The organism is Mesorhizobium sp. Cs1299R1N3 (genome assembly GCF_037179625.1).
GTDB classification, from domain to species: Bacteria; Pseudomonadota; Alphaproteobacteria; order Rhizobiales; family Rhizobiaceae; genus Mesorhizobium; species Mesorhizobium salmacidum.
The window spans coordinates 24613-51172 of sequence record NZ_JAPYKQ010000013.1 but is presented as its reverse complement, the minus strand read 5'-3'; the positions used below and the strand labels follow the sequence as shown (position 1 = coordinate 51172).

27 protein-coding genes are annotated in these 26560 nt (G+C 62.1%); 23 read left to right on the top strand and 4 right to left on the bottom strand.

Annotated elements, in window-relative coordinates; genetic code table 11:
* The first annotated feature begins 29 nt into the window (after positions 1–29).
* The 20 genes from rpsE (at position 30) to O7B34_RS23655 (ending at position 17118) form a co-directional block, all read left to right on the top strand.
* Positions 30–593, top strand: a complete 564-nt coding sequence (gene rpsE, locus O7B34_RS23750; RefSeq protein WP_032933400.1) for a 30S ribosomal protein S5 — start codon at positions 30–32, stop codon at positions 591–593.
* A 24-nt stretch (positions 594–617) separates the two neighbouring features.
* Positions 618–815 carry a 50S ribosomal protein L30 gene (gene rpmD / locus O7B34_RS23745; RefSeq protein ID WP_006205449.1) on the top strand — a complete coding sequence of 66 codons (198 nt, stop codon included), beginning with the start codon at positions 618–620 and terminating at the stop codon, positions 813–815.
* 22 nt (positions 816–837) lie between these two features.
* Positions 838–1311: a 50S ribosomal protein L15 gene (gene rplO / locus O7B34_RS23740; RefSeq protein WP_140505214.1), complete on the top strand. Its 474-nt coding sequence runs from the start codon at positions 838–840 to the stop codon at positions 1309–1311.
* A gap of 193 nt (positions 1312–1504) precedes the next feature.
* The gene (gene secY / locus O7B34_RS23735; protein ID WP_337140598.1) at positions 1505–2845 is read left to right on the top strand and encodes a preprotein translocase subunit SecY; all 1341 of its coding nucleotides are present in this window, start codon (positions 1505–1507) and stop codon (positions 2843–2845) included.
* The gene (locus tag O7B34_RS23730) at positions 2842–3438 is read left to right on the top strand and encodes an adenylate kinase (RefSeq protein ID WP_027145579.1); all 597 of its coding nucleotides are present in this window, start codon (positions 2842–2844) and stop codon (positions 3436–3438) included. The genes secY and O7B34_RS23730 overlap by 4 nt, the downstream gene beginning before the upstream one ends.
* 216 nt (positions 3439–3654) lie before the next feature.
* Complete coding sequence (gene rpsM / locus O7B34_RS23725; protein WP_006205445.1) at positions 3655–4023, top strand: 30S ribosomal protein S13; 369 nt, start codon at positions 3655–3657, stop codon at positions 4021–4023.
* A gap of 141 nt (positions 4024–4164) precedes the next feature.
* Complete coding sequence (gene rpsK, locus O7B34_RS23720) at positions 4165–4554, top strand: 30S ribosomal protein S11 (RefSeq protein WP_006205444.1); 390 nt, start codon at positions 4165–4167, stop codon at positions 4552–4554.
* A 102-nt stretch (positions 4555–4656) separates the two neighbouring features.
* On the top strand, positions 4657–5667 hold the full coding sequence (locus O7B34_RS23715; RefSeq protein WP_006205443.1) for a DNA-directed RNA polymerase subunit alpha: 1011 nt from the start codon (positions 4657–4659) through the stop codon (positions 5665–5667).
* 104 nt (positions 5668–5771) lie between these two features.
* Positions 5772–6200, top strand: a complete 429-nt coding sequence (gene rplQ, locus O7B34_RS23710) for a 50S ribosomal protein L17 (RefSeq protein ID WP_127279754.1) — start codon at positions 5772–5774, stop codon at positions 6198–6200.
* Between the two features lie 177 nt (positions 6201–6377).
* Positions 6378–7871: a DegQ family serine endoprotease gene (locus O7B34_RS23705; RefSeq protein WP_337148361.1), complete on the top strand. Its 1494-nt coding sequence runs from the start codon at positions 6378–6380 to the stop codon at positions 7869–7871.
* 144 nt (positions 7872–8015) lie between these two features.
* Positions 8016–9323: a replication-associated recombination protein A gene (locus O7B34_RS23700; RefSeq protein WP_224614514.1), complete on the top strand. Its 1308-nt coding sequence runs from the start codon at positions 8016–8018 to the stop codon at positions 9321–9323.
* 5 nt (positions 9324–9328) lie between these two features.
* Entirely contained in the window at positions 9329–10006 is a 678-nt protein-coding gene (locus O7B34_RS23695; protein ID WP_337148360.1) for a DUF930 domain-containing protein, read from the top strand.
* A 157-nt stretch (positions 10007–10163) separates the two neighbouring features.
* A complete protein-coding gene (locus O7B34_RS23690) occupies positions 10164–10994 on the top strand; it encodes an aspartyl/asparaginyl beta-hydroxylase domain-containing protein (RefSeq protein ID WP_337148359.1) in 831 nt (276 codons plus the stop codon).
* A gap of 32 nt (positions 10995–11026) precedes the next feature.
* Positions 11027–11410, top strand: coding sequence for a fluoride efflux transporter CrcB (gene crcB, locus O7B34_RS23685; protein WP_337107156.1), 384 nt, complete (start codon positions 11027–11029; stop codon positions 11408–11410).
* A gap of 125 nt (positions 11411–11535) precedes the next feature.
* Positions 11536–11907 (top strand): fluoride efflux transporter CrcB, encoded by a 372-nt coding sequence (gene crcB, locus O7B34_RS23680; protein ID WP_442920995.1) that lies wholly within the window; start codon positions 11536–11538, stop codon positions 11905–11907.
* Entirely contained in the window at positions 11904–12242 is a 339-nt protein-coding gene (locus O7B34_RS23675) for a DUF190 domain-containing protein (protein WP_337148358.1), read from the top strand. Before crcB (O7B34_RS23680) ends, O7B34_RS23675 begins: the two co-directional genes overlap by 4 nt.
* Positions 12243–12339: 97 nt before the next feature.
* On the top strand, positions 12340–13320 hold the full coding sequence (locus O7B34_RS23670) for an RluA family pseudouridine synthase (protein ID WP_140505223.1): 981 nt from the start codon (positions 12340–12342) through the stop codon (positions 13318–13320).
* A gap of 47 nt (positions 13321–13367) precedes the next feature.
* A complete protein-coding gene (locus O7B34_RS23665; RefSeq protein WP_337148431.1) occupies positions 13368–14240 on the top strand; it encodes a DMT family transporter in 873 nt (290 codons plus the stop codon).
* A 12-nt stretch (positions 14241–14252) separates the two neighbouring features.
* Positions 14253–15044, top strand: coding sequence for an ATP12 family chaperone protein (locus O7B34_RS23660; RefSeq protein WP_337148357.1), 792 nt, complete (start codon positions 14253–14255; stop codon positions 15042–15044).
* A 184-nt stretch (positions 15045–15228) separates the two neighbouring features.
* Positions 15229–17118, top strand: coding sequence for an MFS transporter (locus O7B34_RS23655; RefSeq protein ID WP_337148356.1), 1890 nt, complete (start codon positions 15229–15231; stop codon positions 17116–17118).
* Positions 17119–17197: 79 nt separating this feature from the next.
* Here O7B34_RS23655 and O7B34_RS23650 read toward each other — a convergent pair whose 3' ends face one another.
* Positions 17198–17392, bottom strand: coding sequence for a DUF2735 domain-containing protein (locus tag O7B34_RS23650; protein WP_140505229.1), 195 nt, complete (start codon positions 17390–17392; stop codon positions 17198–17200).
* A gap of 312 nt (positions 17393–17704) precedes the next feature.
* Between O7B34_RS23650 and O7B34_RS23645 the strand changes: the two genes are divergently transcribed.
* Positions 17705–18745 carry a glutamine synthetase beta-grasp domain-containing protein gene (locus O7B34_RS23645; protein ID WP_140758610.1) on the top strand — a complete coding sequence of 347 codons (1041 nt, stop codon included), beginning with the start codon at positions 17705–17707 and terminating at the stop codon, positions 18743–18745.
* A 665-nt stretch (positions 18746–19410) separates the two neighbouring features.
* On the opposite strand, the gene glnA is transcribed toward O7B34_RS23645, so the two are convergent.
* Both glnA and O7B34_RS23635 read right to left on the bottom strand, forming a co-directional pair.
* Entirely contained in the window at positions 19411–20820 is a 1410-nt protein-coding gene (gene glnA, locus O7B34_RS23640) for a type I glutamate--ammonia ligase (RefSeq protein ID WP_337140589.1), read from the bottom strand.
* A gap of 82 nt (positions 20821–20902) precedes the next feature.
* The gene (locus tag O7B34_RS23635) at positions 20903–21241 is read right to left on the bottom strand and encodes a P-II family nitrogen regulator (RefSeq protein WP_006205430.1); all 339 of its coding nucleotides are present in this window, start codon (positions 21239–21241) and stop codon (positions 20903–20905) included.
* A gap of 357 nt (positions 21242–21598) precedes the next feature.
* On the opposite strand from O7B34_RS23635, the gene O7B34_RS23630 reads away from it, so the two are divergent.
* Entirely contained in the window at positions 21599–23128 is a 1530-nt protein-coding gene (locus O7B34_RS23630) for an NAD(P)H-hydrate dehydratase (RefSeq protein ID WP_337148354.1), read from the top strand.
* A 26-nt stretch (positions 23129–23154) separates the two neighbouring features.
* On the opposite strand, the gene O7B34_RS23625 is transcribed toward O7B34_RS23630, so the two are convergent.
* A complete protein-coding gene (locus O7B34_RS23625; RefSeq protein WP_027145594.1) occupies positions 23155–24687 on the bottom strand; it encodes an acyl-CoA carboxylase subunit beta in 1533 nt (510 codons plus the stop codon).
* 411 nt (positions 24688–25098) lie between these two features.
* Between O7B34_RS23625 and O7B34_RS23620 the strand changes: the two genes are divergently transcribed.
* Positions 25099–26523 (top strand): DEAD/DEAH box helicase, encoded by a 1425-nt coding sequence (locus O7B34_RS23620; protein WP_027145595.1) that lies wholly within the window; start codon positions 25099–25101, stop codon positions 26521–26523.
* The last annotated feature ends 37 nt before the right edge of the window (positions 26524–26560 follow it).

Genomic DNA, 26560 nt, shown 5'->3' with positions numbered 1-26560 from the left:
TGCTTCCGGAAAAGAACAAGGAACAGGATATGGCACAGGAACGTAGGGAAGGCGGCCGCGGCCGCGAGCGTGAAGAACGCGATGACGGCATGGTGGACAAGCTCGTCCACATCAATCGCGTCGCCAAGGTCGTCAAGGGTGGCCGCCGCTTCGGCTTCGCCGCACTCGTCGTCGTCGGCGACCAGAAGGGCCGCGTCGGCTTCGGTCACGGCAAGGCGCGCGAAGTGCCGGAAGCCATCCGCAAGGCAACCGAATCGGCCAAGCGCGACATGATCTTCGTGCCGCTGCGCTCGGGCCGCACGCTGCATCACGACGTCGAAGGACGCTGGGGTGCGGGGCGCGTGCTGCTGCGCGCCGCCAAGCAGGGTACCGGCATCATCGCCGGCGGCCCGATGCGCGCCGTCTTCGAGACGCTCGGCATGCATGACGTGGTTGCCAAGTCGATGGGTTCGTCGAACCCCTACAACATGGTTCGCGCCACCTTCGACGCGCTGAAGAGCCAGATGCATCCCAAGGATGTGGCTGCGGCGCGCGGCATCAAGTATTCGACCCTTCAGGCCCGCCGCGGCACCGCCGTTGCGGCTGAAGAATAGTCGATCTGACCAGGGATTTTGACCATGGCCAAGAAAGCAACCAAGACCATCACCGTTGAGCAGATCGGCTCGCCGATCCGCCGTCCGAAGGAACAGCGCGCGACGCTGGTCGGCCTCGGCCTCAACAAGATGCACAAGCAGCGCACGCTGGAGGATACGCCCTCCGTGCGCGGCATGATCGCTGCCGTCCAGCATCTCGTCCGCGTCGTGGACGAGGGCTGAGCCAAAGCGCAGGAGAAGCAAGATGAAACTCAACGATCTGCGTGACAAGGACGGCGCGACGCACTCCAAGAAGCGTCTCGGCCGTGGCATCGGCTCCGGTTCCGGCAAGACCGCCGGTCGCGGCGTCAAGGGCCAGAAGGCGCGCTCCGGCGTTGCCGTCAACGGCTTCGAGGGTGGCCAGATGCCGCTCTACCGGCGCCTGCCGAAGCGTGGCTTCAACAACATCTTCGCCAAGAGCTTCGTTGTCGTCTCGCTGGCCCGCATCCAGGAAGCCGTCGATGCCAAGAAGCTTGACGTCAAGGCAACCGTGACGGCCGAAACGCTCGTCGCCGCCGGCGTCATCCGTCGCGTCAAGGATGGCGTCCGCGTGCTGTCCGACGGCGAGCTCAAGGCCAAGCTTGCCTTCGACGTCGCCGGCGCCTCCAAGGCCGCGATCGAGAAGATCGAAAAGGCCGGTGGTTCGGTCAAGCTGCCGGAAAAGGCAGCTGCCGAGTAACGGCAATTTGAAGCGCGGTCGGCAAGAGTGGCATTCGTTTTTGCTTTCGATCGCGCTTTGACCTGCTCAATTTAGCGGCCGCGTCAACGCGGCCGCTTGCATGTTTACAGCCCGGAGCTTATCTCGTGAGCTTCGGTGAAACGCACCGCCTGACCCCACGGGCCATCAAGCGTTACCAAGCGGAGAATCAGGCATGGCTTCGGCTGCTGAACAACTAGCCTCGAATCTGAATTTCTCGGCCTTCGCCAAGGCGGAGGACCTGAAGAAGCGCATCTGGTTCACCATCGGCGCGTTGCTCGTCTATCGCCTCGGCACCTACATCCCGCTTCCCGGCATCAATCCCGACGCCTTCGCCCAGGCCTTCTCCTCGCAGAGCAAGGGCGTGCTCGGCATGTTCAACATGTTCGCCGGCGGTGCCGTGCAGCGCATGGCGATCTTCGCGCTCGGTATCATGCCCTATATCTCCGCCTCCATCATCATGCAGCTGATGACCTCTGTCATTCCCTCGCTGGAAGGGCTGAAGAAGGAAGGCGAGCAGGGCCGCAAGGTCATCAACCAGTACACGCGCTACGGCACCGTGCTCCTGGCGCTGGTGCAGGCCTACGGCATTTCGGTCGGGCTTGAGAACGGCAACGGCATCGTCAGCGATCCCGGCATGTTCTTCCGCATCTCCACCGTCGTCACGCTGGTCGGCGGTACCATGTTCCTGATGTGGCTCGGCGAACAGATCACCGCACGCGGCATCGGCAACGGCATTTCGCTGATCATCTTCTCCGGCATCGTCGCCGGCCTGCCGCACGCCATTTCCGGCACGCTGGAACTTGGCCGCACCGGCGCGCTGTCGACCGGCCTGATCCTGGCGATCATCGTGCTGGCCATCGTCGTCATCGCGCTCATCGTCTTCTTCGAGCGCGCCCAGCGCCGCCTGCTGATCCAGTATCCGAAGCGCCAGGTCGGCAACCGCATGTTCCAGGGCGATACCTCGCACCTGCCGCTCAAGCTCAACACGTCGGGCGTCATCCCGCCGATCTTCGCGTCGTCGCTGCTCCTGCTGCCGGCCACCGTCGCCGGCTTCTCGCAGACGACCAACATGCCGGCCTGGGCGAGCACCATCCTGGCCTCGCTCGGCCACGGCCAGCCGCTCTACATGGCATTCTACGCGGCGATGATCGTGTTCTTCGCCTTCTTCTACACTGCGATTGTCTTCAATCCGAAGGACACCGCCGACCAGCTCAAGAAGCATTCGGGCTTCATCCCGGGCTACCGCCCGGGCGAGCGCACCGCCGACTACATCGATTACGTTCTCACCCGCATCACCGTCGTCGGCGCCATCTACCTGGTGCTGGTGTGCCTGCTGCCGGAGTTCCTGATCTCGGCGACTGGCGTACCATTCTACCTTGGTGGCACATCGCTTCTGATCGTGGTCAGTGTCACGCTCGATACGGTTGCGCAGATTCAGGGTCACCTGATCGCGCACCAGTATGAAGGGCTGATCAAGAAGTCGAAGCTGCGCGGGGGGAAGAAAGCCAGATGAGGTTGATTTTGCTTGGGCCGCCGGGGGCGGGCAAGGGGACACAAGCACAAAGATTGGTAGAAAAACACGGCATACCCCAGCTCTCGACGGGTGACATGCTGCGTGCCGCCGTCCAGGCGGGTACCGAGGTCGGCAAGCGCGCCAAGGCGGTGATGGATGCCGGCGAGCTGGTCTCGGACACCATCGTCAACGCCATCGTCGCTGAGCGTATCGATCAGGCCGACTGCGCCAGGGGTTTCATCCTCGATGGTTATCCGCGTACGCTGGTGCAGGCCGATGCGGTTGAATCGATGCTCCTGGAGCGCGGCATTGGTCTCGATACGGTCATCGAACTTGTCGTCGACGACAGGGCCTTGGTCGGTCGGATCGTCAAGCGCGCCGATGATGCCAAGGCGGCTGGCCAGCCAGTGCGCAAGGACGACAATCCCGCTGTGTTCGAAGAGCGCCTGCGGGAGTACTACAAGAAAACCGCTCCGCTGACCGGCTACTATTACGCCAAGGGCAAGCTCAAGACCGTGGACGGCATGGCCAGTATCGACGCGGTGACCGCGGAGATCGAAGCCGTGGTCGTGGCGGCCGCGAAGGCGCGGTAAGGGAATTTAAAGATTAAGCTTGACGGAGGAGGCTCGCTGCGGTATGGCGGCCCGTCTTCCTATCAGGTGCGCACTTTGCTTGTCCGCAAGGGCAAGGCAGTCGCTTTGAACTGGAAACTCCCGCAAGGGCCGGCCTCCACCGGACGCGGGGCAATGTGGATAGCGCCGGATCTGCCTTTTTGAGGGTTGGCTGGCCGATATGGAGAAGAGAAGAACATGGCTCGTATAGCCGGCGTCAACATTCCGACCAATAAGCGCGTCGTCATCGCGCTTCAGTACATTCACGGCATTGGCAAGAAGTTCGCCCAGGAGATCGTCGACAAGGTCGGCATCCCGGCCGAGCGCCGCGTCAACCAGCTGACCGACGCGGAAGTGCTGCAGATCCGCGAGACCATCGACCGCGATTACCAGGTCGAAGGCGACCTGCGCCGCGAAGTGTCGATGAACATCAAGCGTCTGATGGATCTCGGCTGCTACCGCGGCCTGCGTCACCGCCGCTCGCTGCCGGTTCGCGGTCAGCGCACGCACACCAATGCACGTACCCGCAAGGGCCCGGCCAAGTCGATCGCCGGCAAGAAGAAGTAATTGGGAGTGAGTAGCTGTTAGTGAGTAGTGAGAACCGGCGTTAACGCCTGCACCTCGTCATTACTCACCAATTCACTATTCACTTTTCCAGGTGGAGCCGCTGGCATTACGGCGGTGTAGAGATCAACTGAAAGGACTACCATGGCCAAGGAAGCCGCACGTGTTCGCCGCCGCGAACGCAAGAACATCTCGTCGGGCGTTGCCCACGTCAATTCGACCTTCAACAACACGATGATCACCATCACCGACGCGCAGGGCAATTCGATCGCCTGGTCGTCGGCCGGTGCCCAGGGCTTCAAGGGTTCGCGCAAGTCGACCCCGTTCGCCGCCCAGATGGCTGCCGAGGACGTTGCCAAGAAGGCCCAGGAACACGGCATGCGCATGCTCGAAGTCGAGGTCTGCGGACCGGGCTCCGGTCGTGAATCGGCGTTGCGGGCCCTGCAGGCGGCCGGCTTCACCATCACCTCGATCCGTGATGTGACGCCGATCCCGCACAATGGCTGCCGCCCGCGCAAGAAGCGCCGCGTCTAAGCAATTTATCGAACGCCGCGTGAGCGCCCAGGGCGCTCCTCCGCGGTATTCCAGGTCGCCCGCCACGATTGGATGGTGGCGGGTCAACGGAAGGAAAGCATCATGATCCAGAAAAATTGGCAGGAACTGATCAAGCCGAACAAGATCGAGTTCTCGTCGAAGAAGAAGACGCTGACCACGCTGGTCGCCGAGCCGCTCGAACGCGGCTTTGGCCTGACGCTCGGCAACGCGCTGCGCCGCGTGCTCCTGTCTTCGCTGCGCGGTGCGGCTGTCACCGCCGTGCAGATCGACGGTGTTCTGCATGAATTCTCGTCCATCGCCGGCGTGCGCGAGGACGTGACCGACATCGTCTTGAATATCAAGGAAATCGCCATCCGCATGGAAGGCGATGGCCCCAAGCGCATGGTCGTGCGCAAGCAGGGCCCGGGCGCGGTTCTGGCCGGCGACATCCAGACGGTTGGCGACGTCGAGATCCTCAACCCCGACCACGTCATCTGCACGCTGGACGAAGGCGCTGAAATCCGCATGGAATTCACCGTCGACACGGGCAAGGGCTATGTGCCTGCGGAGCGCAACCGCGCCGAAGACGCGCCGATCGGCCTGATCCCGGTCGATAGCTTGTATTCGCCGGTCAAGAAGGTCTCCTACAAGGTCGAGAACACCCGCGAGGGCCAGGTTCTCGACTATGACAAGCTGACCATGACCATCGAGACCGACGGTTCGATCTCGGGCGAGGATGCGGTGGCTTTCGCCGCCCGCATCCTGCAGGACCAGCTTGGCCTGTTCGTCAACTTCGACGAGCCGCAGAAGGAAGTCGCCGCGGAAGCCGTCACCGAGCTCGCCTTCAATCCGGCGCTGCTCAAGAAGGTCGACGAACTCGAGCTTTCGGTGCGTTCGGCCAACTGCCTGAAGAACGACAACATCGTCTACATCGGCGATCTCATCCAGAAGACCGAAGCCGAGATGCTGCGCACCCCGAACTTCGGCCGCAAGTCGCTGAACGAGATCAAGGAAGTTCTGGCGGCGATGGGCCTGCACCTCGGTATGGAAGTGCCGGACTGGCCGCCGGAAAACATCGAAGACCTCGCAAAGCGTTACGAAGACCAATATTGAGCATGAACTCCAAGGATCGGCGGCGTGAGCCGCTCGATCCGACGGTCGTGCGGAAAACCATCAGAGGCCGTGGCCTCTTGAACAACTGAAGAAGGAAAAGAGCCATGCGCCACGGTTTCAAAGGCCGCCGCTTCGCCCGCAGCATAAGCCACCGCAAGTCGATGTTCGCCAACCTGGCGGTGTCGCTGCTCGAGCACGAGCAGATCGTCACCACCTTGCCGAAGGCGAAGGACCTGCGTCCCATCGTCGAGAAGCTGGTGACGCTCGGCAAGCGCGGCGACCTGCACGCCCGCCGCCAGGTGATCGCGCAGATCGGCAATGAAGGCGTCGTCAAGCGCCTGTTCGATACCATCGCCCCGCGCTACGCCACCCGCAACGGCGGCTATTTGCGCATCATGAAGGCCGGCTTCCGTCATGGCGACAATGCCGCGATGGCGGTCATCGAGTTCGTCGACCGCGACACCGACGCCAAGGGCGCCGGCGACCGCGCCCGCCTCGAGGCGGAAGGCACGGACGAAGCCGCAGCCGCATAAGGTTTCGTCCTTCCAGATTGATTTAAAGGGGCCTGCGGGCCCCTTTTTCATATTCCGCGCGCAAAGGCGCAGCCAAAAATATTGATTGCCGCGAAAATAATCGGATTTCAGCGGCTTAGCCTTTCATTTTGCACATTCGTCGGGACAATGCGCCCGAACTCGCTTGGAGGATTCGCAATGCGCGCCAAAAAACTGTCCCTTGTTCTGCTCTGCGCCTTCATGGTGTTCGCAGCCGCACCGGCAGTCCGGCAGGCGCTGGCCGAGGACGCCGCCAAGCCAGCCGATCCGGGGCTCTCCGATGTGCTGACCGACTTGTTGCATGGCGTCGAAGGCGAGAATGCCACTTCCGGCCCGGACAAGCGCGTGCCGTTCGGCCGCGAGGAGGTCCAGCTTTCCTTCGCGCCGCTGGTCAAGCAGACGGCACCGGCGGTGGTCAATGTCTATGCCTCGCAGACGGCCAAGGTGACCTCGCCTTTCGAAGGCGATCCCTTCTTCGAGGAGTTTTTCGGCCGCGCCCAGCCGCGTGCGCAGTCTTCGCTGGGCTCGGGTGTTCTGGTCGATCCGAGCGGTGTGATCGTCACCAATTTCCATGTCATCAAGGACGCCGACGAGGTCAAGGTGGCGACCGCCGACGGCCGTGAATTCACCAGCAAGGTGATGCTCAAGGACGAGACGCTCGATCTGGCCGTGCTCAAGATCGAGTCCGACAAACCGTTCCCGGTCATTGCCATCGGTGATTCCGACGCGCTCGAAGTCGGCGACCTGGTGCTGGCCATCGGCAATCCCTTCGGTGTCGGCCAGACCACCACCAGCGGTATCGTTTCCGCCCTTGCTCGCAGCCATATCGGCGTTTCTGATTCTGGCTATTTCATCCAGACCGATGCCGCCATCAATCCGGGCAATTCCGGCGGTGCGCTGATCAATATGGGCGGCCAGCTTGTCGGCATCAATACCGCCATCTACAGCCGCAGCGGCGGCTCGATCGGCATCGGTTTTGCCATTCCCGCCAACATGGTGCGGGCTTTCGCCGATGCCGCCAAGGCCGGCCTCGATTTCTTCGAACGGCCCTATATCGGCGCCGAATTCGAAGCGGTGACGCCGCAGATCGCCGAATCGCTCGGCATGGAAAAGCCAATTGGGGCGCTGGTCTCGTCGGCCGATGCGATGGGCCCCGCCGGCAAGGCAGGGCTGAAACCGGGCGATGTCGTGCTGCAGATCGACGGCAAGCCGGTCGAGAGCATCGAAGCGCTGGACTATCGCATGGCGACGCTGTCGATCGGCACCAAGGCGAATTTCGCGATCCTGACCAAGGGCCAGCAAGCAGTCTTGGATATCGCGCTGGAGCGCGCGCCGGAGGGGGCAAAAGCCTCGGAGGTGACGCTGCATGGCCGTAGCCCGTTCTCGGGCGCCAAGGTCTCGGAACTGTCGCCGCGGCTGGCCCAGAAGCTCGGCCTGCGCACCGATCTCAAGGGCGTGACCGTGATCGACATCAACCGTGATTCGCCGGCCGCCGATTTCGGCTTCCAGCCTGGCGACATCGTGCGCGAGGTCAACGGCACCAGCATCGACACCGCCGCAACGCTGGCGCAGGTAGCCCAGCAGGATACGCGCTGGTGGCGCTTTACCGTCGAGCGCGGTGGGCAGATACTGCGCCAGGTGTTGCGTTACTGAGTTCGACCCCTGATGGGATCGCGCTCCAAACTTAAAGCAGATCGGCGTTTTGCCGAAACGCCGATCTGCTCTATCTCCTTGTTTTGACGCAATTCCGGACGGACAAGGCTTCACGCTTTTCCTGGAATTGCTCTGAGGAAGTGCATGGCCGATCTGTTCAGTGTCGACGAACCGGAAAAAGTTCCGCCCGGGCGGCCGCTGGCCGACAGGTTGCGTCCGAAGAACCTTGGCGAGGTGGTCGGCCAGGAGCATTTGACGGGCCCCGATGGCGCGCTGACCCGGCTGATCGGCTCCGGTTCGCTGGGCTCGATGATCTTCTGGGGGCCGCCCGGCACCGGCAAGACCACGGTGGCGAGGCTGCTCGCCGGCGAGACCAGTCTTGCCTTCGAGCAGATATCGGCCGTCTTTTCCGGCGTCGCCGATCTGAAGAAAGTGTTCGAGGCGGCCAAGCTGCGCCGCGCCAACGGCCGCCAAACCCTGCTTTTCGTTGACGAGATCCACCGCTTCAACCGTGCCCAGCAGGATTCTTTTCTCCCCGTCATGGAGGATGGAACGGTCGTCCTGGTCGGCGCCACAACTGAAAATCCGTCCTTCGAACTCAACGCGGCCTTGTTGTCGCGCGCACGGGTCATGGTCTTCCATTCGCTCGGCGAAGACAGCATCGCCAAGCTGATGACGCGGGCGGAGGAGACCGAGGGCAGGGCGCTGCCGCTCGATGACGAGGCGCGGGCGATGCTGATCCGCATGAGCGATGGCGACGGGCGCGCATCGCTGACGCTGGCCGAGGAAGTCTGGCGTGCCGCCAAGCCTGGCGAGATATTCGATCCCGAAGGGCTGCAGCGCATCGTCCAGCGCCGTGCGCCGATCTACGACAAGGGCCAGGATGGCCATTACAACCTGATCTCGGCGCTGCACAAGTCGGTGCGCGGCTCGGATCCGGATGCCGCACTCTACTATCTCGCGCGCATGTTCGATGCCGGCGAGGATCCGCTCTATCTCGGCCGCCGGCTGGTGCGCATGGCGATGGAGGACATCGGGCTGGCCGATCCGCAGGCACTGGTTGTCGCCAACGCCGCCAAGGATGCCTACGACTATCTCGGCTCTCCGGAGGGCGAACTCGCTTTCGCCGAGGCCACCGTCTATCTCGCCACCGCGCCGAAATCCAACGCCGTCTATACGGCCTTCAAGGCAGCCACGCGGGCCGCGAAGGAACATGGCTCGCTGCTGCCGCCCAAGCACATCCTCAACGCGCCGACCAAGCTGATGAAAGAGGAGGACTACGGCGCCGGCTACCGTTACGACCATGATGAGCCGGACGCCTTTTCAGGCCAGGACTATTTTCCCGAAAAGATGGGTCGACAGACCTTCTACGATCCGCCCGAGCGTGGTTTCGAGCGCGATATCAGAAAGCGGCTCGACTACTGGGCAAAGCTGCGCAAAGAGCGGGAATAGCCGGTTTGCGTCGCCCGGTGGTCGTCACGCTTCGGGACGAGGCTTCGCCCTGGGGCATTTCAACTTCGGTCGTCCTTCATACACTGTTCGCCGCGACACTGGCATTTATGCCGTTGCCGAAGCGGCCGAACCGGCTGGAGGAAGAGCTGGTGTCGGTCGACATCCTGGCGCCTGAACAGTTCGAGGCATCGGCGAGACCGCCGCCGGCCTCCGCCGCTGCGGCGGTGCCGGAGGCGAGGGCGGCAGAGCCACCGCCTGCTTCGAACCCGCCCAAAACTCAACCGCCCGCCGCGCCTGCCATGATTCGCCCGACGCGGATGCTGTCGGCCAAGACCCTGGCCGATCCGCGCAGCAGGCAGGCGCGCGCCGATCTCAGGACCTTCGCATCCGACGAGCGTATGGTGCAGCTTTGCAATCTGGAGGCCATGGATCAGATCCGCCAATGGCATGCGGATTTCCAGCCGGAGCAGGTGGTGCCCTACGCAACCGCCGAGGAAAAGATAACCGGCACGACGATCGCCGCTGATGGTGCGGCTTTCCGCAGCCGCAAAAACTGGTACAGTCTGAAGTTCAAATGCCAGCTCGCACAGGACGGCGAAAGCGTCATTGGCTTTGAGTTTCTGGTCGGCGATCCCGTGGCCAGGGACAAATGGGACGAGCTTGGCTTGCCGGCGGTGCATTGACAGCCCGGCAGGCTCCACCAGGCAGCCAGCCCGGCCGGATACCATGGCCGTTGTGCGGTGACCCAAAAAACCTTATCAAGGCGCACGGTCGGGCGGTGGCCGTTGCCATGATTTGGGCACCTCATTCGCAACAGGATCGCGCATCGCGCGTGGAAAAATGACAAAAACCCTTCGCAAATCACTTCGCAAATTCGCTATTGCCATCCCGATTCTTGCCCTTGGCTTCTATTTCATACCGATCCTGACGACGATCTTCATCGTCTGTGGTCTGATCGATGTGCTGCGCAACGACAGGAAGGATCTGGCGCTGTTCAGCGGCTACTTCCTTGGCAACGGGCTCTTCACCTGGTTGCTCTCACCCTTCAACCTGCTGGTCGATCTTCTGTGCTACAGAAATCCGGGCGTGTGGAAGCTGGAGCAGTTTCCCGCCGACTATCAGCGTGAGGTCAACGAGGTCCTTGATGTCTTCAAGGCGCGCAAGGATGAGATCATCGCCGATATCGACGCCAATTTCGGCGCCGGCCGGCGCGGCATGTATGTCTACCAGTGGTACGGCAAGCACAGGATAGACAATGTCGAGGAATTCAACAAGGATTTCAAATACATCAAGACGATCGCCGTTTCCGTCTTCAGCAAGCGCGAATCGACCTCCTGGCATTTCGGGCCGCTGCGGCTCAGCCTGCGCATCCTCTACAATCTGATCCCGGTGAAAGCTGAGATTTTCGTCGAATGCGGCAACGTCAAGAACTACTGGTACGACAATCCGCAGTTCATTTTCGACGACACGCTGCTGCATCGCTCGGTCAACGAATATGATGGCCGCCGCTACTGCGTGTTCATGGATATTATCAGACCGTCCCCGTTCCCTCGCCTGATCGCTGGCATGCTTGCGGTCGTGTCGGTCAGCGTCGAGCGCATCAACTCGATGTTCTACAAGAACTGGAAGATGATCGGTTCGACCAAGACCAAGAAGGCTGGAACTGCCTGACAACTTCCTAGTGACCGGCAAGAGGGATCGCGATGTATCTATTGCTTGTTTGTCTCGGCGGCACGCTCGGCGGAATGGCCCGCTTTTTCCTGTCCGGCTTCGTCGCCCGCCGGGTCGGCGAGACTTTTCCCTGGGGGACGATGGTCGTCAACGTCTCGGGAGCCTTTGCGATCGGCGTCATCGCGCATGCGGTGGCGCGCGATGCGATGCCTGCTATTTGGGCCTTTGCCGTTACCGGCTGCCTCGGCTGCTATACCACGGTTTCGTCCTTCAGCCTGCAGACGCTGGCGCTGGCGCGCGAGGGCGAATGGCTACGCGCCGGTGGCAATATGGTGCTTTCGGTCTTTCTGAGCCTTGGCGGCGTGGCGCTGGGCTTTGCCGCGGCAAGTCTTTTGATCGGTGGCGGGACGCTGTGAGCGGTCGGCAGAAGCTCGGCTCCGGCGGGTCGGATCTCGCTGCGGCAGGGTTAGCCACGCGCCGTATTGGCTGGCGCAAAACGAGTGAAACGGTTCGTACCTATGCGACCGTGGCTGCCGGCAGCATGATCGGCGGCGTGTTGCGGGCGCTTGCCTCATTGGCGAGTACCGCGCTGTGGGGCAATGGATTTCCCTTCGGCACGCTCCTCGTGAATATTGTCGGCTCCTTCCTCATCGGTTTCTACGCGACGCTGACGGGGCCCGACGGCCGCGTCTTTGCCAGCCCGCTGCAGCGCCAATTCTTCATGGTCGGCTTCTGCGGAGGCCTGACGACCTTTTCGGCGTTCAGCCTTGAAACCCTCACCCTGGTGCAGAATGGAAGGTATGTGGCGGCGGGGCTCAACATCGCTATCTCCGTGATAGCGTGGCTTGCCGCCGTCTGGCTTGGCCACATCTTTGCAATGCGCCTCAACCGACTGAGAGGATCCGGGCAATGAAGATACCAAGGCAGGCGCAATTGCTGCGCATATTCATCGGCGAGAACGACCGGGCGGATGGCCACCCGCTGTATGAAGCAATCGTGCTCAAGGCCCGCGAAATGCAGATTGCCGGTGCGACCGTCCTGCGCGGCGCGATGGGGTTCGGCCATTCCAGCCGACTCCACACCACGAAAATCCTCCGTCTGTCGGAGGATCTCCCGCTAGTGATCGAGATCGTCGACTGCGAGGAAAAGATAGCTGCTTTCCTACCCGCGCTTGAAACAATCATGATAAGCGGCCTGATCACACTGGAGAAAGTTCAGGTTCTGCAATATGGAACCGAGAACGAGTGACCTGCAATGGATCCGGGCGACGGGTCCAGTGTCTCTCGCGTGTAAGGTTGCGGACGCGGCGAATACGGTTGCATCCGGCGAAACGGCGATTGGAACTATGGCAGGCGTTGAACAGATCACGGTGGAAGCCGGCGAGGCGGGCATGCGGCTCGATCGCTGGTTCAAGACGCATTTCCCGGGACTTGGCTTCGGCCACCTGCAGAAGCTGCTGCGCTCCGGCCAGATCCGCGTCGATGGCGGCCGGGTCAAGGCCGACACCCGCGTCGAGCCGGGCCAGATGGTGCGTGTGCCGCCGCTCGAGGTGGACAAGAAGGGCGAGAGCGCGCTCACGGGCCACTCGATCCGCAACCAGGGCGACGCCGATGTGCTCGCCAAGATGCTGCTCCATGAGGACCCGAAGGTCTTCGTCTTCAACAAGCCGGCGGGCCTCGCCGTTCAGGGCGGCTCCGGCGTCACGCGCAATGTCGACGACATGCTGGAAGCCTGGCGCAGCCAGAAGGGCGAGAAGCCGCGGCTGGTGCATCGGCTCGACCGCGATACGTCGGGCGTGCTGGTTGTCGCCCGTACCAGGCTTGCCGCCATGAAGCTCTCGGAGGCGTTCCGGGCGCGAGAAACCAAGAAGACCTACTGGGCGTTGGTCAAAGGCGTGCCGCCCAAGCGCGAGGACAAGATCTCGACCTGGCTGATCAAGGAGCCGACAGAGGATGGCGACCGCGTGCGCGTGGCCGCGCATGGTGAAAAGGGCGCCGACCATGCCGTGTCCTACTACCGCATCATCGAGCAGGCGGCGCAGACCATGACCTGGCTGGAGATGGAGCCCTATACGGGCCGCACCCACCAGCTCCGCGTCCATGCCGCCTATATCGGCTGCCCGATCATCGGCGACCCGAAATACTTCGAAGCCGACACCAACTGGGATTTTCCCGGCGGCATTCAAAACCGCCTGCACCTGCACGCGCGCCGCATCATTATCCCGCACCCAGACAAGGGCGTTATCGACGTCACCGCGCCGATGCCGCCGCACATGCGCCAGAGCTGGAACCTGATCGGCTTCGACGACGCCAGCGCGGAGGATTGACCGTGAGTGGCGCCACCGACGCGCTCGATCGGCGCGACACGGTCGATATGGCCGCCGCCGCCATCATGGTCGGGCTGACCTTCTCCTGGGGCCTGAACTACGTCGCCGCCAAGATCTCCTACGCCGGCTACGACCCAGTCTTCCTGTCAATCGCACGCTCGGTCATCGGCGGCTTCTGCGTCTTCCTCTGGTGCCGCTGGCGCGGCATTGCGCTGTTCACCAGGGATGGGACATTGCTGGCCGGCATCGCGGTCGGCGTGCTTTTCGGCATCGAGTTCCTTTGCCTCTATGTCGGGCTGGAGCACACCACCGTTGCCCGCAACACGCTGCTGGTCAACTCAATGCCGTTCTGGATGCTGATCGGCGGCCACTTTCTGCTCGGCGAACAGATCACCACGCGCAAGTTCCTTGGCCTGCTGTTGGCTTTCGCGGGTCTCGCCACCGTTTTTTCCGACAAGCTCGGCGGTAGCGGAGACATGCTGTTCGGCGATCTCCTGAGCCTTGGTTCCGGGTTTTTCTGGGCCCTGACCAATATCCTCATCAAGCGATCGAAACTGGTCGAGGCAAGCGCGGAGAAGCTGCTGCTCTATCAACTCGCCGGCGCGGCGATCGTTGGCGTGTTGGTAATGCCTCTCGCGGGCCCACCCGTTCGCGATCCAGCCTTGCTGCCGACATTGGCGCTGCTTTTCCAGGCAATCTATATCGTCGCCTTTACATACGTGCTGTGGTTCTGGCTGCTGCGCCGCTATCCGGCCTCAGGGCTGTCGAGCTTCACCTTCCTGTCGCCGGTCTTCGGTGTTTTATGCGGTGCGATCATCTTGAACGAGCCGCTGACCATTCGCATTTTTCTGGCACTTGGCTTGATTGCGGCGGGGCTGATCATCGTCAACCGGCCGGCACGCAAGCTGACACCGGTGTGAGAAAGAGACTTCATGCGTGATATCCTTAACGACCTTGAAGCGGGCAAGTATCTTTCCGATCCGGATCCGGTACGTCGCGCCCAGATCCAGATGAAGACGCCGCTGCCCAAGCGCTTCTACAAGGAGGTCTCGGTCGTGCCGGTGGAAGCTGGCTTCGCGGTGCAACTCGACGGCAGGCCGGTGCGCACGCCGGGCAAGGCGCTGCTGGCGCTGCCGACTGAAGCGGCCGCGGCACTGGTTGCCGGCGAGTTCGCGGAACAGGGCGAGACGATCAATCCGGTGACGATGCCGGTGATGCGGCTGGTCAACACCGCCATCGATGGCGTTGCCAGCGATCCGCAGGCGGTGCTGGAAGACATTCTGCGTTTTGCCTCGTCGGATCTGCTCTGTTACCGCGCCGATGCGCCGCAAGGGCTGGTCGAGCGGCAGAACGAACAGTGGGATCCCGTCATCGACTGGGCACGCGCCGCGCTTGGGGTTCGCTTCAACCTTGCCGAGGGTATCATCCATGTCGAGCAGCCGCGCGAAACCATTGCCGTGCTGGGCAGCCACCTGGCGCAGCGTGCCGAGCCGCTGCGCCTGGCCGCCATTCATGTCATGACATCGCTGACCGGCTCGGCGTTGCTGGCGTTGGCGGTCGATTTCGGCGAGCTCGCCGGCGAGGAGGCCTGGGCCGCCGGCCATGTCGACGAGGACTGGCAGATCGCGCATTGGGGACAGGACGCCGAAGCAGTCGCGCGTCGTGCCGCCCGCAAACGAGACATGATGGCCGCCGTCAGCTTGCTCGAAGCGCTGCGGGCCTGAGCGCTTCGCTCCGCCTTCGCACTGCACCTAATACGAAAGTCATAATCCCATCGTCGCGCTGCCTTTTCCCTGCGCTTTCTGCCATTTTTCATGTGCTGGCTGCGCTTTTTGAGTCCGCGTTCGGAGGAGAACGCGGACGTTGGCGCACAGCATCTAGGACTGGGTCTCACGGGAGGATAACTCAATGGCAATGGCATCGACCGCCGGCGGAAGGAGCCGGGGCATGACGCGGGAGGAGAAGAAAGTCATCTTCGCTTCCTCGCTCGGCACCGTTTTCGAATGGTATGATTTCTATCTCTACGGCTCGCTGGCGGCTTTCATCGGCTCGACCTTTTTCAGTCCGACGATTCCCGAGGCAACGCGCAACATCTTCGCGCTGCTGGCCTTTGCCGCAGGTTTCCTGGTGCGCCCGTTCGGCGCGCTGCTGTTCGGTCGCATCGGCGACCTCGTCGGCCGCAAATACACATTCCTGGTCACCATGACGATCATGGGCCTGTCGACCTTCCTGGTCGGCCTGTTGCCCGGCTATGCAACCCTGGGCATCGCTGCTCCGGTGATCCTGATTGTCTTGCGCATGCTGCAGGGTTTGGCGCTGGGCGGCGAATATGGTGGTGCGGCGACCTATGTCGCCGAGCACGCGCCCGATGACCGCCGCGGCTTTTACACCTCTTGGATCCAGACGACAGCGACGCTCGGCCTGTTCCTGTCGCTGATCGTCATCCTGATTGTGCAGGGATCGCTGAGCAAGGAGAGCTACGCCGCCTGGGGTTGGCGCATTCCTTTCATCGTCTCTTTCCTGCTGCTCGCCATTTCGATCTGGATCCGGTTGTCTCTCTCGGAGTCCCCGACCTTCCAGAAGATGAAGGACGAGGGCAAGGGCTCCAAGGCGCCGCTCTCGGAAGCCTTTGGTCAGTGGAAAAACGCGAAGATCGCGCTCCTGGCGCTGCTCGGCCTCACCGCCGGTCAGGCCGTCGTCTGGTACAATGGCCAGTTCTACGCGCTGTTCTTCCTGCAAAATGTGCTGAAGGTCGACGCGCAGTCGGTCAACATCATGATCGCCATCGCGCTGGCGCTCGGCTCGATCTTCTTCGTCGTGTTCGGCTGGCTCTCCGACAAGATCGGCCGCAAGCCGATCATCATGGCTGGCCTGGCGCTCGCCATCGTCTGCACCTTCCCGCTGTTCAAGGCATTGACCTGGGCCGCCAATCCAGCGCTCGCCAAGGCACAGCAGAGCACTCGGGCAACTGTGACGGCAGCACCCGGCGACTGCAGGTTCCAGTTCAATCCGGTCGGAACCGCGAAATTCACGACGTCCTGCGACATCGCGACTTCGTTCCTGACCAAGAACTCGGTACCGTACGATGTAGTGTCGACGGCCGCGCCCGGAACGGCCGCGTCAGTCAAGATTGGTACAGAGACGGTGGCGTCCTACGACGCGGTCGCCGCCGGCGATCAGGCCAAGGCCAAGGACGCGGCTTTCGTCAAGGCTGTCAACATGTCCCTGCGGGACGGCGGTTATCCGCTGAAGCGTGCGGCGATCAAGGTTGCGGACCAGAAACTCGATGCGTTTGTTGCCGCCAACCCGGAACTGAAGCTGGACGCTGCCGCGATCCGTGCCGGTGAGAAGGCGACTGTGCCGATTGATCAGGCGGTCAAGGACAAGCTCTTGACCACCGAAGAGGCCGCGGGCGCGCCCGAGGTCACCGTCTACAACATACCGGGCGGCGGCGCCTTCGCCATGTTCGCCGATCCGGCGGCGGTGAACTGGCCGATGACAATCGGTATCCTGTTCATCCTGGTGCTGTTCGTGACCATGGTCTACGGGCCGATCGCGGCGATCCTTGTCGAGATGTTCCCGACTCGCATTCGCTACACTGGCATGTCATTGCCCTACCACATCGGCAATGGCTGGTTCGGCGGCCTGTTGCCGGCGACGGTGTTCGCGCTCAGCGCCTACAAGGGCGATATCTATTATGGCCTCTGGTATCCGGTGGTAATCGCGGCAATGACGCTGATCATCGGCATGATCTTCGTCAAGGATACGCTCGGTACCGACCTGCACACCAAGGAGTAGCCGATCGGCCGATACGAACGAAAAGCCCGGCGCGAGCGATCGCGCCGGGCTTTTTCATGTGAGATCGACGTGGAGGGCTTCAGCTCTTCCGTTGCGGGTTCTCTTCCTCGACGGCGGCCTCGTGATACCACCCATCGGAATCGGCGTGCTCGCCGCGAAGCGCGGCAAGCTCTGCCGCGAATTTGGCCTTGGCGCCTAAATTTAAGGCAGACTTGCGCGCTGCCAGCGGGAACATCAGGATTTTCGCCGACGGACGCGATTGCGTGACTTGCATTGCCGGTCTCCCTGCTTTTTCAGAAGCTTGCCGATTCAGTTCTCATCAAAATAGGTTCTGCGATTCATTTAGGCAATATGCTTAGGAAAAGATCATGATTTGCCTATGATTTAAGCAGTATTGCCGTTTGGCCGATCCTGACGCATTGCTGAGACGGCTCAGCAAAATCAAAGCCTTGGCATGACCATTTTGCCGCACCCATCGGAGGCCGAGTGGCATACGAATTGCTTTTTAATCATCGGCAGGCCGGCCTGTTTCGGCCATGCATCGACATCGCCTGCTTGCGGTGTCCAAGCAACGAGAGGCTCTAGAATGACCAAATACAAGCTCGAGTATATCTGGCTCGATGGATACACCCCGGTCCCCAATCTTCGCGGCAAGACGCAGATCAAGGAATTCGCCGAGTTCCCGACGCTCGAGCAGCTGCCGCTGTGGGGTTTCGACGGGTCCTCGACGCAGCAGGCCGAGGGGCATAGCTCCGATTGCGTGCTGAAGCCGGTCGCCGTCTATCCCGATCCGGCCCGCACCAACGGCGTGCTCGTCATGTGCGAAGTCATGATGCCCGACGGCGTTACGCCGCATGCATCCAACAAGCGCGCCACCATCCTCGACGACGAAGGCGCCTGGTTCGGCTTCGAGCAGGAGTATTTCTTCTACAAGGATGGCCGTCCGCTCGGCTTCCCCGAAAGCGGCTATCCCGCGCCGCAGGGCCCGTACTATACCGGCGTCGGCTATTCGAATGTCGGCTCCGTTGCGCGCCAGATCGTCGAGGAACATCTTGATCTCTGCCTCGCGGCCGGCATCAACCACGAAGGCATCAATGCCGAAGTGGCCAAGGGCCAGTGGGAATTCCAGATTTTCGGCAAGGGTTCCAAGAAGGCCGCCGACCAGATGTGGATGGCCCGCTATCTAATGCAGCGCCTGACCGAGAAGTACGGCATCGACATCGAATACCACTGCAAGCCGCTCGGCGACACCGACTGGAACGGCTCGGGCATGCATGCCAATTTCTCGACGTCCTATATGCGTGAAGTCGGCGGCAAGGCCTATTTCGAAGCGCTGATGGCGGCCTTCGACAAGAACCTGATGGACCACATCGCCGTCTACGGCCCGGACAACGACAAACGTTTGACCGGCAAGCACGAGACAGCGCCGTGGAACAGGTTCAGCTATGGCATCGCCGATCGCGGCGCCTCGATCCGCGTCCCGCATTCGTTCGTCAAGAACGACTACAAGGGCTATCTGGAAGACCGCCGTCCGAATTCTCAGGGCGACCCCTACCAGATCGCCTCGCAGATCCTGAAGACGATCGCTTCGGTGCCGGCGAGCGCAGAGGTTTCGGCCGCTGCCTGATTCTCTTTGCGGCGTGGTCAGCTCCGCGCCGCACGCGGATGTTCATTGTGGAAAAGGCCCGGGCGGAAACGCCCGGGCCTTTTTTGCCGGAACGGCGAATTCCCCCAAAAAAAGTCAGGTTGAAAAGGGACGGGCAATTTTAGCCGAACGAGATGCTTTGGTTGACGCCCCTTGCCGCCACTCGTCTCATGCATTTCCGAGTTTCATTGAAAAAGCCCGGAAAACAGCCTGTTTCAGCTCGTCCGTACACCACCGATCCTTTATATAAGCCACTGTTCATACATCGAAATCGACGATTTGTGCCTCCGGAAGGCGGCGTTGACAGGCCACGCCGCGGCATGCGTATTCGTCGCCTTGGGGGTTACGCCAAAGCGATGCCGTTCGAACGGGGCGGGGGTTTCGTGAACGACGGCATTGGCGGGGGCGCCGGACGAGCGGGCATTGCAGCCTGAGGCAGTGCGCCGCTCGCTCCTGGCGTTCGATTGCGTCCCGAAAGGCTATCCGCCAACTTGCTCGAACGGGTTTTTTGCCACCCAACCCGAGGTCTTCTGCGGCGGCCAAGAGGGCAGGCTGCCCGAACTGAGATGCGTCCTCCTAGGATCAGCAAAAAAGCCCTTGAAGGGGGAAATCCTTCAAGGGCTTCGAAACACTATCCGAACGGAATCTTAGACGGAATAGTACATGTCGTATTCGACTGGATGCGGGGTCATTTCGAAGCGCATCACTTCGGCCATCTTGAGCTCGATATAGCTGTCGATCTGGTCGTCGTCGAAGACGCCGCCGGCCTTAAGGAAGCCGCGATCCTTGTCGAGGCTCTGGAGCGCTTCGCGCAGCGAACCGCAGACGGTCGGGATCTTCTTCAGCTCCTTCGGCGGCAGGTCGTAGAGATCCTTGTCCATCGGCTGTCCTGGGTGGATCTTGTTCTTGATGCCGTCGAGGCCGGCCATCAGCATGGCGGCGAAAGCGAGATAGGGGTTCGCACCCGGATCGGGGAAGCGGACCTCGACGCGCTTTGCTTTCGGTGAACTGCCGAACGGGATGCGGCAGGACGCCGAACGGTTGCGCGCCGAATAGGCGAGCAGCACCGGCGCCTCGTAGCCCGGCACCAGTCGCTTGTAGGAGTTGGTCAGCGGGTTGGTGAAGGCATTGATCGCCTTGGCATGCTTGATGATGCCGCCGATGTAGAACAGGCAGCTCTCTGAAAGACCAGCATACTCATTGCCGGCGAAAGTTGGCTTGCCGCCTTTCCAGATCGACTGGTGAACGTGCATGCCCGAGCCGTTGTCGCCGAAGATCGGCTTCGGCATGAAGGTCGCCGTCTTGCCATAGGCGTTGGCGACCTGGTGCACGACGTACTTGTAGATCAGCATCTTGTCGGCGTTGCGGACCAGCGTGTCGAACTTGATGCCGAGTTCGTGCTGGGCGGCGGCCACCTCATGGTGATGCTTTTCGACGCGCACGCCCATCTCGGCGAGCACCGTCAGCATTTCGGAGCGCATGTCCTGCGCCGAATCGATCGGCGGCACCGGGAAATAGCCGCCCTTGATGCGCGGGCGGTGACCGAGATTGCCGGTCTCGTAATCGGTGTCGTCGTTCGACGGCAGTTCGGTCGAATCCAGCTTGAAGCCGGTGTTATAGGGATCGGCCTTGTACTTGACGTCGTCGAACACGAAGAACTCGGCTTCGGGGCCGACATAGATGGTGTCGCCGATGCCTTCCGACTTCATGTAGGCCTCGGCCTTCTTGGCCGTGCCGCGCGGATCGCGGTTGTAGGATTCGCCCGAGACCGGATCGAGGATGTCGCACAGGATGACCATGGTCGACTGCGCGAAGAACGGATCCATGTGGACCGTGTCCGTATCGGGCATCAGCACCATATCGGACTCATTGATGGCCTTCCAGCCGGCGATTGAGGAGCCGTCGAACATGACGCCGTCGGCAAACATGTCTTCCTCGACCTCGACAACATCCATCGTCACGTGCTGCAGCTTGCCCTTCGGGTCGGTGAAGCGCAGGTCGACGAATTTCACGTCGTTGTCCTTGATCTGCTTCATGATGTCTTTGGCTGTCGTCATGTCATGTATCCCTGTGTGCTGACGTTTTTTGATGGATGACGTTTCTTGGAGGATGGCCGGTCTTAGAGGATGGCCGGCTTGATCAAACCGCGTCCATTCCGGTTTCGCCGGTGCGGATGCGCACGACCTCCTCGATGTTGGAGACGAAGATCTTGCCGTCGCCGATGCGGCCGGTCTGGGCCGCCTTACGGATGGCCTCGATCGCGCCTTCCACGGCATCGTCGCCGAGCACGACCTCGATCTTCACCTTGGGCAGGAAGTCGACGACATATTCGGCGCCGCGGTAGAGTTCGGTGTGACCCTTCTGGCGCCCGAACCCCTTGGCCTCGGTCACGGTGATGCCTTGCAGTCCGGCCTCCTGAAGCGCTTCCTTCACTTCGTCCAGCTTGAATGGCTTGATGATCGCTTCGATCTTTTTCATGTAAAAAGTGGCCTCCACTGCCAAAAAAACGGGTTGTGAGCCCCCGCTTGCGCCTCAATCAAGCACGAACTGTGCCAGTCGGAGGGAACAGAAGCGGTGTCATACGATTTCAAAGCCATGTCACCCCCAGATGCAAATTCGCGTCATTCGCTGCATTGGAAGCGGCATGAACGGCTGTAGCCTATCCGGCACTCCTGTGCATGTCTGCCCAAGATCTGGGCAAATTGCTCATCAGGCGCGCAGCTTGGTGCCCGCGATCCTTGCACCGATCGACATGGTCATGACAGCGCCAGCTCCTCCCCGTTTGCGTCGAGCCGAAAACTGGACAATGCTTGATCGAATGCGGATCGGCAATCCATGAGCCACGAACTTCTTACTTCCGCCGAGATGGGCGAGGCGGATCGGCTGACAATTGCGGCAGGTCCAACCGGCGGCATTGGATTGATGCGACGTGCCGGGCAAGCCGTCGCGGCCGAAGTGCTCAGGCGCTATCCCGCGGCGGCGCACGCCCATGTGTTGTGCGGCCCGGGCAACAATGGTGGCGACGGTTATGTCGCTGCCCGGATCCTCGCCGGCAGCGGCGTCGCCACCACGGTCTGGGCGTCTGCCCCGCCGAAGCCGCATAGCGATGCGGCACTCGCCGCCGCCGAATGCCCAATCAAGCCCCGGCCGCTATCGGACTTTGATGTCGGTTCCGGCTCGATCGTGGTCGATGCGCTTTACGGGGCAGGGCTGTCCAAGCCGCTGTCCGGCGAGGCCGCCAGGACGGTCGATCTGGTCACCGACCTGCATTTGCCGGTTGTCGCGGTCGACCTGCCTTCCGGCATTTCCGGCGACAGCGGCAAGGTGCTCGGCAGGTCGTTTTCGGCCGAGCTCACAGTGACCTTTGCGCGCAAGAAGCCCGGCCATCTGCTCCTGCCCGGCCGGGAGCGATGCGGCGAGATCGTGCTTGCCGATATCGGCATTGGGCTGGAGATCATTGCAAGGCTCCAGCCCCGGACGTTCGAGAACGGACCAGCGCTTTGGTTGCGCTATTTGCCGGTGCCGGCCGTCGACGCGCACAAATACAAGCGCGGCCATGTCGGTGTCTTTTCCGGCGGCCCCCATGCCACCGGCGCGGCGCGGCTCTCAGCACTTGGCGCTGCCCGAAGCGGGGCAGGGGCGGTGACGGTCCTGTCGCCGGGCAACGCCATGCAGGTCAATGCCGCGCACCTGACCTCGATCATGCTGCACAGGGCCGACGACGCTGCCGACATTGAGGCATTTGTCGAGGAGCGCCGGCCATCGGCCTTTGTTCTCGGGCCTGGCTTTGGCGTCGGTGAAAAAAACCAGGCGTTCGCGCTTGCGCTGCTCGCGTCGGGCAAGCCAGTGGCCGCGTCCACTGGAATTGCCGGCCTGGTCTTCGACGCCGACGCGATCACTTCGTTTCGTGAGGCGCCAGATGTCTTGTTCGAAGCCGCCCGCAGGCCGGACGCGCCCGCGCTGGTGATGACACCGCATGAAGGGGAGTTCGCCAGGTTGTTTCCTGGCATCGCCGATGACTATGCCTCATCGAAGCTTGACAAGGCACGCGCGGCGGCAGCGCGCGCCAATGCCGTCATCGTCTACAAGGGCGCCGATACGGTGATCGCCGCTCCGGACGGCAGGGCGGCGATCAATTCCAATGGCGCGGCCTGGCTTGCCACTGCAGGGTCGGGCGATGTGTTGTCCGGCATCACTGCCGGACTGCTTGCCCAAGGCATGCCGGCCTTCGAAGCGGCCTGCGCGGCGGTCTGGATCCATGCCGAGGCCGGCAGTCGGTTCGGGCCGGGGCTGGTCGCCGAGGATTTGCCGCAGGCGATGGTGCCGGTGCTGCGCGAACTGGTGGCTGCCGGAGGCGGGCGCTGATCAACCGCGATGCCCGCGACACCAGTTCACAGCGGAATGTTGTCGTGCTTCTTCCAGGGGTTCTGCATATCCTTGTTGCGCAGCATGCGAAGCGCTCGGGCGATACGGCGGCGGGTCGAGTGCGGCATGATCACCTCGTCGACATAGCCGCGCTCGGCGGCTACGAATGGCGACAGGAAGCGGTCCTCGTAAGCCTTTGTATGGGCAGCGATTTTCTCGGCATCGCCGATGTCCTTGCGGTAGATGATCTCGACCGCGCCTCTCGCCCCCATAACGGCGATCTGCGCCGTCGGCCAGGCATAGTTCATGTCGCCGCGCAGATGCTTTGACGCCATGACGTCGTAGGCGCCGCCATAGGCCTTGCGGGTGATGACGGTAATCTTCGGCACGGTCGCCTCGGCATAGGCGAAAAGCAGCTTGGCGCCATGCTTGATCAGGCCGCCATACTCCTGCGCCGTGCCGGGCAGAAAACCGGGAACATCGACGAAGGTGACGATGGGAATAGAAAAACAGTCGCAGAAGCGCACGAAGCGCGCCGCCTTGCGGCTGGCGTCGGAATCGAGCACGCCCGCCAGCACCATTGGCTGGTTGGCGACAAAGCCGACCGTGCGGCCCTCGACCCGGCCGAAACCGGTGACGATGTTCTTCGCAAAACTCTGCTGGATCTCGAAGAAATCACCCTCATCGGCGACCTTCAGGATCAGCTCCTTGATGTCGTAGGGCTTGTTGGCATTGTCGGGGATCAGCCGGTCGAGCGACATGTCATGATCGGTGACCGACTGGTAGCATTCGATCTCGGGGAGCTCCGACGTATTGGAAGCTGGCAACAGGTCGACCAGCCGGCGCATCTGCAAGAGTGCTTCGACGTCATTGTCATAGGCGCCGTCGGCGATCGAGGATTTCGTCGTGTGGACGGAAGCGCCGCCGAGGCTCTCGGCGGTCACCGTCTCGTTGGTCACGGTCTTCACCACATCCGGCCCGGTGACGAACATGTAGGAGGTGTCGCGCACCATGAAGATGAAATCGGTCATGGCGGGCGAATAGACGTCACCGCCGGCACAAGGGCCCATGATGACGGAGATCTGCGGAATGACACCCGAAGCGAGCACATTGCGCTGGAATATCTCGGCGTAGCCGCCGAGTGCGGCGACGCCTTCCTGGATGCGCGCGCCCCCGGCATCGTAGAGGCCGATGATCGGCGCGCGATTGCGCAGCGCCATCTCCTGCACCTTGATGACCTTTTCGGCATGGGCTTCCGACAGCGAGCCCCCGAACACCGTGAAATCCTTGGCGAAGAGATAGACCGGCCGGCCGTTGACCGTGCCCCAGCCGGTGACGACGCCATCGCCTGCGATCTTGGTCTTCTCCATGCCGAAGTCGGTCGAGCGGTGCTCGACATACATGTCGAACTCCTCGAATGAACCCTCGTCGAGGAACACCTCGATGCGCTCGCGCGCTGTGAGCTTGCCCTTCTTGTGCTGGGCGTCGATGCGGGCCTGGCCGCCACCCATGCGGGCGATGTCACGCCGCCGCTCGAGTTCCTTCAGCACGTCTTTCATCGCTCGGTCCCCAGAAAACGGAAGCTGCGTTTGTGGTAATGATGCCCGTCGGGGAGCGCAAGCGTCGGCTTCTCGCTGGTTTTTGCTGCACCGCAACATCGCGCCTCTTGCATTCCGGGGCGAACTCAGCCATATGCAACCCATAGGCGCTTGGGCCGGGAGATTCCGGCCTTCTCGACAAATGAGACTGGTTGCGTCTGTTTTCCCTCTTTCCGGTATATCGGCCCCTCTTTCCGGTACATCACAAAGTGGCGAAAAAGCCCCGTGGCATGATGCCTGCGGGCACGACAGCGCAGCCGAGTGGACGCACGTGTCCGCCCGCCTTGTCGTTTCATATCAAATTTTCGACGGCAGGTTGCGCCCTGCCGCGATTGACGTTTGCGGCCAGAGGCCGCGTGAAAGAAGATTATTTTGACCAACGAAAACACTTTGCCCGGCAACGATACCGCGGAACTCTCCGGTTTCGCGGCGCTGGGAATTACGGGTGCGCTGCTCAAGGCCACCCACAATGCCGGCTTTGCCGAACCGAAGCCGATCCAGATGCAGGCCATCCCGCCGCAGCTGGAAGGCCGTGACATTTTCGGCATCGCGCAGACCGGCTCCGGCAAAACCGCGGCCTTTGCGCTGCCGATCCTGTCCAAGATCATCGCGCTCGGCACCAAGCGGCGCGCCAAGACGACCCGCGCGCTGATCCTGGCGCCGACCCGCGAACTCGCGGTGCAGATCGAGGACACCATCAAGATCCTCGCCAAGGGCGCGCATGTCTCGACGGCACTCGTGCTGGGCGGTGTCTCGCGCTTCAGCCAGGTGAAGAAGGTTGCTCCCGGCGTCGATATCCTCATCGCCACGCCCGGCCGGTTGACCGACCTCGTGCGCGAGGGCGACCTCATCCTCTCCGACACCAAATGGCTGGTGCTGGACGAGGGCGACCGCATGCTCGACATGGGCTTCATCAACGACGTCAAGCGCATTGCCAAGGCGACCGCGCCCGATCGCCAGACGGCGCTCTTCTCGGCCACCATGCCGGACGAGATCGCTGAACTCGCCAAGGGCCTCCTGAAGAACCCTGTCCGTGTCGAAGTCTCGCCGCAAAGCACCGCGGCCGCCGAAATCGTCCAGGGCGTCGTCTTCGCCCGCACCAAGCAGAAGCGCCAGGTGTTGTCGACGATGCTCGCCGATGAGGCGATGAAGTCCGTCATCATCTTTTCGCGTACCAAGCACGGTGCGGACCGGGTGACCAAGGACCTCGAGCGCGACGGCTTCAAGGCCGCCGTCATCCACGGCAACAAGTCGCAGAATGCGCGTCAGAAGGCGCTGAATGATTTCCGCGACGGTTCGGTGCGCATTCTGGTCGCGACCGACATCGCCGCGCGCGGCATCGACGTGCCCGGCATCAGCCATGTCGTGAATTTCGACCTGCCGGACGAGGCTGAAAGCTACGTCCACCGCATCGGCCGCACCGGCCGCAACGGCATGGATGGCATCGCGATCACGCTTTGCGATCCTTCGGAGAACAGCAAGCTGCGCCAGGTCGAGCGGATCATCCGCACCAAGCTGCCTGTTGTTGCCGACCATCTCGGCAGCCCCGATCCGGCACGCAATCCGGCGGAAAAGAACGAGCGCTTCGAACCCGCCAATGATCGCAGCGACCGCAATGGGCGTCGCGACGGCCGGCGACCGGGCGGCGAGAAGAAGCAGAACAACGGCTTCGGCAAGAAGCGTTTCGGCGACAAGCCAGCCTTTGCCGGCGAACGCAAGCCCGAAGGCGCCAAGCCCTTCAAGGGCAACAACAAGCGCCGCTTCGGCGGCAAGCGTCCGGCGGCGCGAGCTGCTTAATACGCCTTATGCAGTTGGCCACCCTTGGTGATTGGCT